Source organism: Mycobacterium kubicae (genome assembly GCF_015689175.1).
GTDB lineage: Bacteria > Actinomycetota > Actinomycetes > Mycobacteriales > Mycobacteriaceae > Mycobacterium > Mycobacterium kubicae.
The window spans coordinates 1,494,707-1,509,368 of record NZ_CP065047.1; the positions used below are offsets into that span (position 1 = coordinate 1,494,707).

Consider the following 14,662-nt stretch of genomic DNA (forward strand, 5'->3'; position numbering starts at 1 on the left):
TCAGAGGTTTCCGGCGTCATGTCGTGCCCCATCCTTGGAGAGAAGTCCGCCTAGGTGCCGTGGGCGTGCCTTCGTGCGCGGCTCTGCCGGGGGAGACGGAACGGTCAAACTCGGTCCCATTTCCGAGAAATTCTCATCAATGCCTGCGACCTGCACGGCTCTTCCCGCGGCTGACCCGAGACGCTGGATGTACTCCTCAACCGCGTTCGGGTCGCCACGGACCAAAATGCCCGTCGTGGACGGAGAGGACAACCTCCTCACCGGTGATAGCCACCGGGAGGTCGCTCAATACATCATGCCCCAAACACCCGCCATCATCGACGAGTTTAAACAAAAATGTGGGCACCGCGCAGTCGAAGCAGAAAGGCGGTCAGCCTAGCTTTTCGGAACTCACCTCATGTGTCGGTGTACTGATTTAAGCTCCGTCCTCGCAAGCTAATTTTGGCTTTCGCCAGAGCAAAACTTTTAGTATCGAGGGAAAATGGCTGAGGCATCTGTGTGGCCTGCTCACATCATCGAGCGCAACGGTCTACGTATTGAGGTTCGGGCGCAGCCAGCCGTCAACCTGGCCTTAATTCATAACCGCGTGCCCCTGACCACGGAACTCACGGTTGCGAATGATTCCGATTCGCCGGCGTCGGGCCTTCAGATCTCCGTCCGCTTGCTCGGCGGAGATGGTGAATTAGCGCCAGAGTGGGTGCGCTCGCTCACCGAGGATTTTCTCCCCGGCAGCACACGTACCTGGAACGACCTGGGTGAAGTCATCCCGGACACAGAGCACCTCAAGCACCTCAACGAGAGCTATCCGGGGGCAATCGTCGTCACAGTGTCGCAGCGGTTCAAGGATGACGTCGTCTACCGAATCCCGATCCAGCTCCTGGCGCACAATGAGTGGTTCAACGCGCCAATCTTCTACGACTCGCTGGCGGCTTTCGTTCAACCAAACACTCGTGCGGTCCGAAAAGTCCTGGGTGAAGCGGCTGATCTGCTCCAGAAGCAGACGTCGAGCGCATCGCTAGACGCCTACCAACAAGGCCCCGAGCGGGCGGCGCTCATCGCCAACGCGGTGTACGAAGCGCTTCGCGCTCACGAGATCAGATACATCTCTCCGCCGGCATCATTTGAGAACACCGGCCAGAAAGTGCGAACCACAGCGCAGGTCCTCGAGGAGCGCTTCGGCACCTGTATTGACCTTGCCGTCACCTACGCCGCTTGTATTGAGCAGACCGGTCTGCATCCCTTGATCTGGCTTGTCCACGGTCACGCGTTCACCGGCTTCATGCTCAACGAGGAGTCGCTCGCGCATACCTCGTTGACTGAGACCAACACCATGGTCAACCTCTTTGAATCGCATCGAGCAATCGCTCTTGAAGCCATCTACTACGAGCAAGGCGCCGACGGCTCGTTTCGCAACGCCGTGGAAGCTGCTCGACGGCACTTCGCCAACCCAGCGTCACTACGAGCGGTCATTGACATCTCGACCGCGCGCCGCGATGGAGTTCGGCCGCTGCCGACAGCGTTCGAGGAAGCTGCAGAGACCGAGGAGCCAAAGTCGAGCGCGGCGCCAGTCGGCGTTCTCGATCTGCCCACTGAACTGCGGCACCGAGCGCCTGACGATGCAGTTTTGGACGTGCACGACGAAGCGCCCGCCCGCGTCAAGAAATGGAAGCGGGCTCTGCTTGATCTGAGCACGCGGAACCGCCTCCTGAATTTGCGGCAGTCGGCGCAGGTTGTCGACCTAGTTGTGCCGGCCCAGGGACTCCCAGTGCTCGACGACCTCATACACGACGGCAAGCGGATATCGCTCTCCGCCCACAACGACCTCAGCTCGATCTACCGCCTTCAGGGTGCGCGGACAGCGCAAGATGTCGACGCCGCCACCCTGCTCGAGATGCTCAGTAAGGAGAAGACGGCCTTCGTCGCCGTGGGCGAGGAGGCCTACGCGCGTCGGTTCAAGCGCTTGCAGCGAGACGCCAGAACCCTGCTGGAGGAAACAGGTTCCTCGAATCTGTACATGACCTTCGGGTCACTGGTGCACACGACGTCGGCTGGCGCCGAGGCGCGCGCGCCATTGTTCCTTCTGCCCGTACAACTCGTCGGTGGCACAGGCAACAGCCCGTTCCAAGTCATCATCGACTCCGCCAACGTCGCATCACCGAATCACTGCCTCGTCGAATGGTTGCGGCTCAAACATAACGTCAGCATCCCCGCCCTCAGTACACCTCCCGTCGACGAGTCAGGGATCGACATTGAGGCAGCGCTCGTGTCAATACGGACTGGGCTCATCGAGAATCGACTGCAGTTCCGCATCGATGAGACCGCAGTACTCGCTATCTGCCAGTTCGGCACCTTTGGCATGTGGAAGGACCTCACTGACTCGTGGCATGTGCTGAGCCAGAGCCCGCTCGTCGATCACCTCACCCACCGTCCAGGCGAAAGCTTCGTCGACGGGACGTCCCAGACGGCTGACCTCGAGGCGGTGTCGGTCGACGAAACGGCTGAGCCCACACCGATACACGCCGACGGTTCACAGCTACGCGCCATCGAATTGGCCGCTCAGGGACAGACATTCGTGCTCGAAGGACCGCCCGGCACAGGGAAGTCTCAGACGATCACGAACCTGATCGCACGAAATCTTGCCGCCGGCCGGTCAGTGTTGTTCGTTGCGGAGAAGCAGGCCGCCTTGGAAGTCGTGAAGAAGCGGCTCGACAGGATAGGGCTCAAACCCTTCACCCTTGACCTTCACGGCCGCAATCAGAGCGTCGTGGAGGTACGCAACCAACTACGCGAGTCAATCGAGTACCGCGCTGACTACAACGAACGGGTGTGGGACGCACGCATCGCCGAATTTCGGTCCAAGCACCTTCCGTTAGCGGAATATCCAGCGCGTGTGCATTCTAGGAATGTCCTCGGTGACTCACTGTGGACAGCTTTTGAAACGGTGTTGTCTCTCGGTGGGGGAGCGGACTCGCAAATCCCCGACTCATACGCGGCAACGACGACACCCGAGCAGTTCACCGCAGATCGAGATGCAGTGCGGCTCTTCAGTCGTACTGTCCGCCCGGGAGATTGCCGACCCGGCAACCCTTGGAATCTGGCATACGAACCCGGAAATGACGAAACGATTCGACATGCCGGCCTCGACCTGGACGCGGCATTTAAGTCGTTGCGCTCGAATGCAACCGCACTCGACGTGCTGACCAGTCTCGGGTCGCCTCACGACATACCACCGTTGGTCGACCGCGTTTCGCAAGAATCGAGTGCTGCGCCATTGACCGTCGACGACTGGCGTCGCTTCGAGACGGCAAACTGGGAACGCGACATCGCCAGTGTCCTAACGCAAATCGCGCAGCTACAGAGCACTTGGGCCGGCCTCACCTCGACGTTCAATCCAGTGTTTCTCGCCCGGGGCGACTACGCCGCCCTTGTTCAACAGGCCACAGATGCAACCCGCGGACTGTTGGGCCGTAAGAAAAAGGAAGCTGCTTTCGCCCAAAGCCTTGCTGCGGTAGTGCTCCCGGGAGTCTCCCTGACTCCTGAAGCCGCGATCCCGCTGCTGAGCTCAGTGCCAAGTGCACGTGACCACAGCGCACATGTGGCGGCCCAAATGCAGCGTGTCCTCGGGCCACTTGCACCACAAGTATGGGACCCGTTGTCGCCCAATGCTGCCGCCGACCTGCAGCAGACGATCGACTACATCCGCGGCTCCATCGAATTCTCACGCAGGTATCCATTGCAATGGGGCATCCTTCGATCGGCAGCGACCCTTGATCGAGCGACTATCGACAGTCTTAAGCGCGCACTTAGCGCATGGAACGGTTGGGTTCGGGCGCTCGGCGGGACTTACGAGTCGGTGACCCGATGGCGAGCTGAAATGCTGTGGCTGGAAGCGTGGGCGCGCGATCATGAGGCATGGATGGCCGAACTGAATGAGCACGGCCCGGATCTGCCTCGCCGCATTGCGCGCGCAACAGTGGCGTTGGCGCCACTGCGACAGCGCGGTTTAGACAAGTTCGTCAGCCGGCTGCTCGACGGCTCAATCTCTGCGCCGCAGGCTGAGTTCGAGTTCCTCGCCGGCGCTGCGCAAGCCTCGCTGCAGGAGCGATTGAAGGCTCACCAGCTCGACGGGTTTGATCCGTTAGTCCGCTGCGGCGAGACGAACGATTTCAATGAAGTTGCTGAGTTGGTGCGACGCGAGCAGCACTCGGCCTTGCCAGCTCGGATCATGCAGCGGCGGCCATTCCGCCTGGGTGAGCTCAAGGGCAAGATCGGTGAGCTGCGACGTCAACTTGACTTGCGTCGCCAAGGCAAGAGCGTACGACGGCTGATGGAGGATTACGGCGCTGAAATCATCAGTGTGACACCATGTTTCTTCGTCAGTCCAGCGTCGTTGGCCCAATTTGTACCGCCGGGTTCATTGACCTTCGATTTGGTTGTGTTCGACGAGGCATCACAGATCACCGTCGCGCAGGCGATTGGAGCGCTGGGACGAGGACGGGCGGCGGTCATCGTCGGGGACTCGCAGCAGATGCCGCCGACCGCATTCGGTCAAGTCACAACTAACCGTGACGATGAGGATGACGACGCCGAAGATGACGTCGTACCCGAGGATCTCGACAGCATCCTCACCGAGTGCGTTGAATCGAGTGTTCCGCGTCTATGGCTCAGTTGGCACTATCGAAGTCGCGACGAGTCGCTGATCGCATTCTCAAATGAGAAGTACTACGAAGGACGGTTGGCAAGCCTCCCCGCACCCGGTGGGCAGTCGTCGACGGGTCTGGTGCTTCGTCGAGTAAACGGTCATTTCAATCGCGAGGACCGCAAGAAGGACTTCCGAACTAACCGGGTGGAAGCTGACGCGATTGTCGCTGAGATTCGATCAATGGTTAACTCGGACAACGACTCACAGCAAAGTATTGGGGTCGTCACCTTCAATCGTCAGCAGCAAGAGCTGATACTGGATTTGCTAGAGGCGACAGGCGACGCAAGAATCCTTCATCTGCTAAAGCCCGATACTGAGAACGGCATCTTCGTCAAGAACCTGGAGAATGTTCAGGGCGACGAGCGGGATGTAATCCTCTTTAGCACGGCGTTCTCGAAGCGACCCGGCGAACAGAATATGCCGTTGAACTTCGGGCCGTTGACGCGGTTCGGTGGCGAGAAGCGACTGAATGTTGCAGTGACGCGGGCGCGATCGAAGGTCATCGTCTTCACCTCGTTCGACCCCACCGATATTGACCTTTCACGCACGCGAAGCATTGGCATGGCGCACTTGAAGGCGTATCTCGAGGCTGCCGCTGCAGCGTCATTCCATGATGTGGCCACCTCGTCCACAACAGTCCGCAGGCAACCGGAGAAGATTCAAGAAGCAATCGCCTCTGCACTTCAGGACAACGGGCTGGAAGTTGCACTCGATTACGGCCTTTCCGAGTTCGTCGTCGACATCGCGGTGCGCGATTCAGAGTCAGAACATTGGCAGGTGGCGGTCATGCTGGACGGTCCGCGATGGGCATCACGGGCCACAGTTGCTGACCGGGAGTTGACGCCCGCGCTTCTCGACACACTGATGGGTTGGTCCTCATGTGAACGGGTCTGGTTGCCCGAGTGGATCAAGAATCGTGACTCCGTGGTGCAACGCATCATGGTAGCTGTCGAGAAGGCCAAAGCCGATGACGCGAGACGGGCTGAGGAAGAGGCTCGGTCGCCGGCAGTCGAACCGACGGTCGATCTAATTGATACGAGGGCTGTCGAAGCCTTCGAAAGAGACAATCAACCGCTGCTGCCCGAAGAGAAGCCCACGGAGCAGGAATACTCCGCTCAGGCCGACGTCGTCACGCCCGTGGCCCATGTTGCGGCATTGGTTACAGCGGCACCCCCAAGCGCCGGTCGTGGGCTAAGAGTGCCGTATGTCGCAGCACCGACCTCGCTGGTCGGTAGTCGGGATGAGCTGGATCACCCGCAGTGGCACAGCGTAAGAGCGCGGATCCAGGATGCAATTCGGGAGTCGATCGAAATCGAGGGGCCGATTGCGTTAAACAGGTTGATTCGCAATGTCGTTCACCGCTTCGGGTTCGATCGGGCCGCAGCGAAACGTCAGCAGGTCGTCCGCCAACTTATTCCGGACGATCTAATCCACGAAGACGAATTCGGCTCTTTCGTCTGGCCGAGCGACATGGATCGCAGCGAGTGGACCGGGTTCAGAACGACACCATCCGGCTTCTTCCGTCCGCTTGATGAGATTGCAGCCGAGGAGATCGTCAATGCCCTCGTTCATGCGGCTCGCAATGGCGTCTACGACCAAGAGCAACTCATGCGGGACACCTTGGCGTACTTCGATCAGACGAGGCTTACGAAGCAATCTGGCGATCGGCTGGAGATGTGCATCTCGAAGGCAGAACGGACGGGAAGGTTGATTAGGAGGGGCGCGGGTTATGTCTCAGCCAACTAGCGATCGAACGCGAGCGGACACTTCCAGTCACGGCGATATCACCCAAACGTACCAATTATGGACGCAGCGTTCTTGGGGGGACTACGAACTCGCGGTCGAAACGGAGTTCGTTCCGGCGATACGCAGCTTGTTCCCAGAAGTCTGGCCAGACGGCGGCCAAGAGGTGTTGCCGGTAGTCCAACTCATTCCCGAACCCGGCGGACCCCGTGGAGCGTGGGCGGTGTCAGTGCGCGCTGAAGGCCGAACGATCGGTTACCTCGCCGCCGACGTTGCGCTGGAGTGGGCGGGCGTACTTCGCCGCATCGTCGCTTCCGGGTTCATACCCACTACCTCATGCCGGATCTATGGCTATGAGTTTGAGGGCTGGGACGACGTCGAGTTCCGGCCCAACGTGCGAATCGCATTGGGTAGTCCCGCTGAAGCGCTTCCAATCAACGATCCGCCGTCGTCGCCGTACACCATCCTTCCCCAATCGTCTCTCGTCCAAGTCACCAAGGAGGACGAGCACTTCGATGTCCTCGCTAGGTACGTACCCGCCGGTGGCCATGGCGTGCTGTTCGTCACTCTCCACGAGCAGCAACCGCAGGGCCGAGGCAAGGCATATGTAGAGGTGCGAATCGACGACGAACAGATCGGACAACTCACACCGCAGACCAGCCAGCGGTATCTGCCGCTGATCAGACACATGCGCGACCGCGGGTTGCTGACTGCCTGTCGAGGAGAGATCACAGGCTCGAAGGTTGCGGCCGAGGTGCGCATCAGTGGTATCAAAGCCAACGAAGCGACACAAGAGGTGTTGGACGGGCCGCCAATGACCCTCCCGCCGTTGGTACCTGAGCTGTCAGATCCGTCGCAATATGACTTGACAGCGATGGCGGCGGTCCTCGAGCCGCTCCCGCTGGTACAGCCGGTGGTGCCGGCGGTGCCGGACGAGCCACCCGATGGATCGGTCGTGCGGTTCACGAAGGGCGGCGGCCGATACTGCTATGCAGCGGTGCGCCGCGGACGGTACTGGGAAACCACCGCCACCGGCTACTGGGGATCGATCAACGAGCGAATGAAATGGCACGAACTTGCTCCTCGCATGGGTGATTTCGGCATCGCAAGAGCGTGGTCCCAGGTTGATCCGCGCGGTGATTTGCGAGTTCGCCAGCACCTCGCAGTCGTGCGGTTTACCGTCGGCGGCCTGTACATAGCGGCTGTCAACATAAGCAAGGACGGCGACCACGACGGCTTGTGGTACACCACCATTTGCGACGACGCGGAGGGCGACCTGCCTTTCGGCGACTACGCTGATTGGTCAGACATCACCGAATACGGCGAGAACATTCAGGTGGTTACTGAATGGGCGCAGCTGGGCCTGAGGTGAGTATTGCCTCGTCGAAAGTTTAGAGGTGAAGCGGTTGTGGTTGCCACCTGTGCTTAGATCGCGCCCCCGCGTACCTAAAGAGGGGTGCGATGAAGCATGACTCTCCATTGTGGAAGGTGATGGGTGAGCCGGCGAGTCCTGCTGAGGCCGCCGCGCTCGACGCCTTCCGCGAGCTTCTCCCAGACGATGGCATCACCACTGCTTGGGCGAACCTAACCTTCATCAACGACCAAGGCCGAACAGCCGAAGTCGACGTATTGCTGCTCACAACTCAGGGGATGTACCTGGTCGAGCTCAAGGGCTGGCACGGGACGATCCGAGGCAACGCGCAGCGCTGGCACAAAAACCAGCGCAATGTGGACAACCCACGACTCCTCGCCGACCGCAAGGCGAAGTGGCTCAAAGGCCTCCTCCAGGACCGGGCTCCCAACCAAGCAGCCAGAGGCCAGGTACCGCGCATCCATGCCGTCGTCGTCATGCACGGAGAAGGCAGCAGTGTCGAGATTGCGCCTCCGGGTGACATCGGAGTGCTGACTCTCGACGGCTACCACATCAACTCCAAGCCCCGCCTTATGAAGCTCTCGGACTTCCTTACTCAGCCTCCGCACGACTTCCGCCAGGCGATCGACCACCAGCGGGCAAGGCAGGTCCGCTCGCTTTGTGACGCCGTCGGATTCACGCCGACACCCAAGGTGCGGATGGTTGGTGATTTCGTCGTTGCCGACGACGAGCCGATAGCGCAGGGACGAGACTGGCAGGACGTGCTCGTCAACCTCCCTGCGTTGCCCGACGTCAAGCGTCGACTCCGCCTGTATGACGTGCCTGCGACAGCGTCGCCGGCCGACCGCCAGCACATCGAGCAGCTCGCCCAGCGCGAGTTTCAGCTCACCCAGGGGTTGCGCCACGGCGGCATCGCGGTACCGATCGACTTCAAGCGAACCGATGACGGGCCGGCGTTGGTGTTCGAGCACGACGCCAAGGAACTCCCGCTCGACGCCTACATCGCGGCAGAGGGCAACGAGTTAGATCTCGACCAGCGCATCGCTTTGGCCATCCGGCTGGGCGAAATTCTGCGGTTCGCCCACAACGTCCATCTACGGCACCGGGCGCTGTCACCACGTCGTGTGTGGGCAACCCCCGTCAAGGACGCCCTACCGAACCTCACGATCCGTGATTGGTACTTCGCTCAGCGCGAGAGCTCGACCAGGAATGTCTCGCGCCTGACCGCCATCAGTGCTGGAGTCGACGACCTCATGGGACTGGCCGACCAGGACGACTGGATCTGGCTCGCGCCCGAGGCTCGCCACTCGGTCGAAGGACTTCCGCCGATTCCGCTCGACGTCTACGGTTTCGGCGTCCTGGCGTATCTGATCCTTACAGGGAAGCCTCCCGCCGAGACTTTCGTCGAGTTGGAGCAGCGCCTGTCCGAGGCCGGCGAACTCGACCCGCGCGCAGCGTCCCCAGGCATGCCTGACAGCGTCGCCGAGGTGATCGCGATGGCGACCCGCGCTGTCGAGTCTGAGCGCCCCTCGACCATCGAGGAAGTGCTGGAACTTCTTCGGCTCGCGAGCGACGACCTCCGGCGAGGCGACCATGTCGAGGAGCCGACACCGGTCGACGACCCAGTCGACGCGCAGAAGGACGACATCGTCGCCGATCGCTTCCTCGTCACCAGTCGGCGCGGAGAGGGTTCCAGCGGTGTCGCACTCGCAGTCCACGACACCGACTCGGAGGATCCCGACCGCGAGCTCGTCCTCAAGGTCGCTCGTACCGAATCAGCAGGGCGCAGGCTCTCGCTCGAAGCCGACGTGCTGCGGGCACTCGACCACCGCCGGGTTGTGCGACTCATCGCAGGGCCGCTGGACGTCGGGGACCGACGTGCGCTTCTGCTTAGCGATGCTGGCAAGGAAACGCTCGCCACGCGGCTCTCGAAAGAGGGGCGGGCAACGGTGGGCCAGCTTGAGCAGTACGGCAGCCAGTTGCTCGAAGCGATGATCTACCTGGAATCCCGAGGCGTATTCCACCGAGACATCAAGCCGTCGAACCTGGGTATAACCCCCGACCCCGGCACGAGGAGGCCGTCGCTGGTTTTGTTCGACTTCTCGCTCGCAAGCGAGAGTGTCGACAACATCGCGTCTGGTACACCGAGCTATCTCGACCCCTACCTGGGCCGCGGCCGACGCCAGAAGTACGACCGCGCAGCCGAGTTATGGGCTGTGTCGACCACGCTCTTCGAAATGGCGACTGGCCAGCTTCCGTGGTGGGGAGAAGGCGCGGGACGGCCGACCGATCCCAGCGATCCACCGGTCATCGAGCCCACGAGCTTCGAGCCAGCCGTCGCGACTCAACTGACTGCTCTGTTCCAGCGCGCGCTCGCGCCAGATGCAGGAGCCAGGTTCAGCAGTGCCGACGAGTTGGCGGTCGCGTGGCAGGGTGTATTCGCCCCTCTCGACACGGACGAGGACGGTGCGAGCGGAAGCGACGAATTCGCCGATGCTGCCACGCTGGACACTCCGTTGGAGCGTGCGGGCCTGTCCGCTCGGGCGTTGTCCGCTGTATCGCGCCTCGATGTGGCGACGGTCGGTCAACTGCTAGGTGTGCACCCCACCCGAATCAACTCGATACGCGGCCTCGGCGAGAATTACCGCAAAGAGATCCAGGCGAGGATTCGCGGCTGGCGATCGCGGCTCAGCGGTGCGGGAGAGGTCGCCACGGATCAGCCCATGGGCACGGAGCGCCTCGTCTCCTTGCTCTTGGGCCAACTCAAGGGCGCCGAGCAGACAGTAATCGAGCGCCTTCTTGGCTTGTCTGGTGATGTGGCGGCAGGTGAATGGCCGGCCACGGGAGACACCGCCCAATCGTTGGGCATGACCCGTGATCGGGTCACCCATGCCGTGGATCAGGCAGTCACGTTGTGGGGCAAGAAGATCGGTTCTGCGATCGACGGCGTGCTCACTGAAGTAGACACACTCCTCGCTCGCAATGGTCGAGTGATGGAGGTCTCGTCTCTTGCGAACGCGTTGGTCGCCCAGCGCGGATCTCTGCTCGACGGGGAGGAGCGCCTCCGGCAAGGAGCCGCCCTGCTGCGTGCGGCCTATGAGTTCGACGCGCGCATGCCGGAGCCAACATTGGAATTGCGGCGAGGCATTGGGAAACGTGCCAATGTCATCGCCCTGCGCGAAACCGCGGATCCTGATGAGTCAGGGCAGGAGTTCCCGCCGGCCGACATCCTGACCGAGACGGCTTTCGAATTGGGACGGCGGGCCGATGAACTCGTCGCGGCCGGAGTCGTCCCGTTCGCGACAGCGAATGTTGCCCTGCATGAAGTTGCGAGCGAGGCCGGTGCTTCAACGGTCGTCGCCTTGACTGGCCGTGGACTCCTGACCTTGGCTGCTTCTGTCTCGACGAAGGCGGCTGTCTCAGGGTTCGACGAGCTGTATCCGGTAGACCTTGACCCCCTGCAGGCGGTGGAGCGCGCACTGCGCGGCAAGCCTGGCCGGCGCATCAGCGAGGCCGCCGTCCGGCGCAGCGTCACAGCCCGATTCCCACAAGTCGAACTCCCGACAGCGTCGCATCGACTCGATGCTCTCGTCTCAGCTGTCCTGCCTGGGATCGTGAACCACGACGGCGTCTACGAGTTGGCGTCGGAGGCACGCTCGGCCACGCATACCGCCAGCGGCCTTACTGTCTTCGCGCCGGTCGCAGTCGCTGAGGCGGCGGTGAAACTCGAAGAGTCGCTGTCGCGGAATGGTGCGCTCACCCTGACCACACCACCGAAGCGATACATGAAGGCGGCACGTGAACTCCCAGAGCGGTACGGCGTCGATGTGCTCGATGTCGCGTCACTTGTTGTGAATGCGGCGCGCGCACTCGCCGACCAGGGCGGGGCAAGCTGGGAGGTCGTTCTCGGCGCAGATGCCAAGTCGAAGGGCAGCGAGGACTGGTCGAGACTCGTCGGTCTTGTGCAGCAGGCGCTGGTACCGAACTGGGAGGAGCGGCTCGCAAACAACAAGCCATTGCTCATCGTCAATGCCGGCCCGTTGGTGCGATACGGCATGGCGGGGCTTCTCTCCACTCTTCTTGACGTTGGCACGCGGCGTCCGGCCGCTCGTTGGCTGCTTGTCGCCAAGCAGGGCAGCCAGGCTGTCCCGTTGTTGGAGGGCAAGCCGGTACCGCTTGGCCCAAGCGGCTGGGTTGAGCTGCCCGCAGATCTCTCACTCCTCACGGAGTCCACAACCACCCGCAGTACTTCAGGAGCCCGAAAGTGATCGACTCGTCCGCTTTGCTCGCCGACCTCAGGGGTCAGCTGAAGCTTCTCCAAGCTGACTTGAAGCAGCGCGCAGGGGACCCGTCGAATTCTTGGGGCGCGCGGTTGAAGGACGAGTACGCCGAAGCGTTCCGCCGCGAGCGGACGGGTTGGTCCTGGGTGGATTGGCGTGACAACGAGGTCGACCAGGCTGCGGTTGCGTGGATCGTGTCGACGACGTTCCTGCGTTTCTGTGAGGACAACGACCTGCTCGCCGGCGCGAAGGTCGACGGACTGCCGACCGCTGTTGGCTGGATCGCTGGCCCCGGCGATCGCGTGCAGCGTGCTGAGGAGAACCTCACCGCATACTTTCGGGACAACCCGACCCACAACCGCCGTCATTGGCTTCAACAGGGATTCGGTGTCCTCGCTGCGCAGCCCGCTGGAGAGGCATTGGTCGACCCCAAGCACAATCCGGTGTGGAGGGCAGAGATCAGCCCGGAGTCCGCGACGACGCTGATTGCATTCTGGCGCCGCACGAATCCCGGCGGCACCCTCATTCACGACTTCACCGATCCGAACCTCGAGACCCGGTTCCTGGGCGATCTCTACCAAGACCTCTCGGAACACGCCAAGAAGACGTATGCGCTGTTGCAGACGCCGGTGTTCGTAGAGGAGTTCATCCTTGACCAGACACTGACCCCGGCTGTCGCGGAGTTCGGCCTCGACGGGCTAAAGCTGATCGACCCTGCTTGTGGCTCAGGCCATTTCCTGCTTGGCGCGTTCGAGCGACTCAATCGAGCGTGGCTCGAAGCTGCTCCTGGGCTCGACGCTAAGGAGCGTGTGCGTCGCGTGATGGCGTCGATTCACGGCGTGGACATCAACCCGTTCGCGGTGGCGATCGCACGATTTCGCCTTACCGTCGCCGGTTTGAAGGCGACCGGGGAGCGCTCGCTCGTCGGGGTTTCTGCGATGGGGTTTCGTCTCGCCATCGGCGATTCGCTTCTTGGTGTCCGGGGCGGCCTCGACCAGACCTTCGACTTCGACGACGAAGGCGCCGCTGGGTTCAACTACGACACCGAGGACCTCAACGAATATTTCGGCATCCTGCAGCCAGGCCAGTATCACGTCGTCGTCGGTAACCCGCCCTACATCACGCCGAAGGACAAAGCCCTTCGCGCGCTTTACAGGATCGCGTACGTATCCGCTACCGGTAAGTACGCGCTGTCCGCACCATTCATGGAACTCCTGTTCCGGCTCGCGATTCGAGGTGAACGAGGACAAGGTGCCGGGTACGTCGGACAAATCACCTCAAACTCATTCATGAAACGTGAGTTCGGTAAGAAGCTCATCGAGTACCTCTTCGCCGGCCATGACATCGGAAACCCGATTGACCTCACCGCCGTCATCGATAGTTCGGGTGCCTGGATGCCGGGACACAACTTTGACGGCACTCCGACGGTCATCCTCTTCGGCCGTCGTCGCAGGCCGGTTTCTGAATTCGTACGAGCAGTCCTTGGGAAACGGGACGATGCGGGGAAGCTCGCTGACCCGGCAATGGGCCCGGTATGGACCGAGCTCAGCGGCCGCATTGACGAACCGGGATTCGACGGAAACTTCATAAGCGTTGCCGACCTTGACCGTTCAATTTTGACGCGCCACCCGTGGTCGCTGAGCGGTGGCGGTGCCGGGGAGCTAAAGGAATTGGTCGAAGCCGCCGCCAACAAGACCGTGGATACGGTGGCTGCACACCTGGGGATCACCGCGGTCACCGGTGAGGACGGGTTGTATTTGTTGGGGACGAGCGGTGCGCCCGAGAGATTGGGCGTGACTCGATGGCGTCCGCTCATCGAGGGAGACACTATTCGAGACTTTTGCATCGCGGCGAACGAGAGTGCGATCTGGCCGTATGACGACCAGCTTGAAGTGATCCAACTCGCCGATCTCGATCTCGGTAGTCGCAAGCTGTTCCGAGCATTCCGATCGGCGATCGACCGCCGTCGCCGCTTCGGGACGCCGATGGTCGACCGAGGTCTGACGTGGTGGGAATGGCAGGAACTGTATCGAGATAAGCTCCAAACGCCACTCTCCATCGCATTCGCCGAAGTTGCTACGCACAACCATTTCGTGCTGGATCGGCTGGGAGAGGTGTTCAAGCAAACCGCTCCTGTCATTAAGCTCGCTGAGGGGGCAACCGAGGACGAGTACTTGGAGCTACTGGGGGTGCTGAATTCCTCCACAGTATGCTTCTGGCTGAAGCAGGTTGCTCAGAAAAAGGGCGGTGACGCCGACACCCCTTGGCTCCGGACCTACGCGTTCAACAGTACGAATGTCGGACGCGTTCCGCAGCCCTCGACGCTACCGCTATGCCGCCCCCGCACTCTCGACACGCTGGCTCGACAACTGATATGTAGGCACTGTTTGTCAATAGGCAGGTGAAAGCCGCCCCGGTATGGGCCGGGGCGGCTTTCGTTTGATCGGGGTCAGTCGGGCGTCGCGGCGGTCGTTGGTCAACGACGGTGGTGTCAGACTGATATACGCGGGTTGGGTACCGCAAGACGATGGTTCGGCGCGAACGGTGGCTGCTTTCTAGGGGCGG

Annotated in this window: 4 protein-coding genes; all 4 read left to right on the plus strand. The window is 61.5% G+C overall.

All coding sequences use genetic code 11. The features are described from left to right. Positions 1-481 precede the first annotated feature (481 nt). Positions 482-6,448, plus strand: a complete 5,967-nt coding sequence (locus I2456_RS07150) for a DUF4011 domain-containing protein (RefSeq protein ID WP_085072975.1) — start codon at positions 482-484, stop codon at positions 6,446-6,448. 610 nt (positions 6,449-7,058) lie between these two features. Beyond that, a complete protein-coding gene (locus tag I2456_RS07155) occupies positions 7,059-7,817 on the plus strand; it encodes a hypothetical protein (RefSeq protein WP_139823024.1) in 759 nt (252 codons plus the stop codon). A 119-nt stretch (positions 7,818-7,936) separates the two neighbouring features. Further along, positions 7,937-12,085: a BREX system serine/threonine kinase PglW gene (gene pglW, locus I2456_RS07160; RefSeq protein WP_163703806.1), complete on the plus strand. Its 4,149-nt coding sequence runs from the start codon at positions 7,937-7,939 to the stop codon at positions 12,083-12,085. Then, a complete protein-coding gene (pglX, locus tag I2456_RS07165) occupies positions 12,082-14,502 on the plus strand; it encodes a BREX-2 system adenine-specific DNA-methyltransferase PglX (RefSeq protein ID WP_085072978.1) in 2,421 nt (806 codons plus the stop codon). Before pglW ends, pglX begins: the two co-directional genes overlap by 4 nt. The last annotated feature ends 160 nt before the right edge of the window (positions 14,503-14,662 follow it).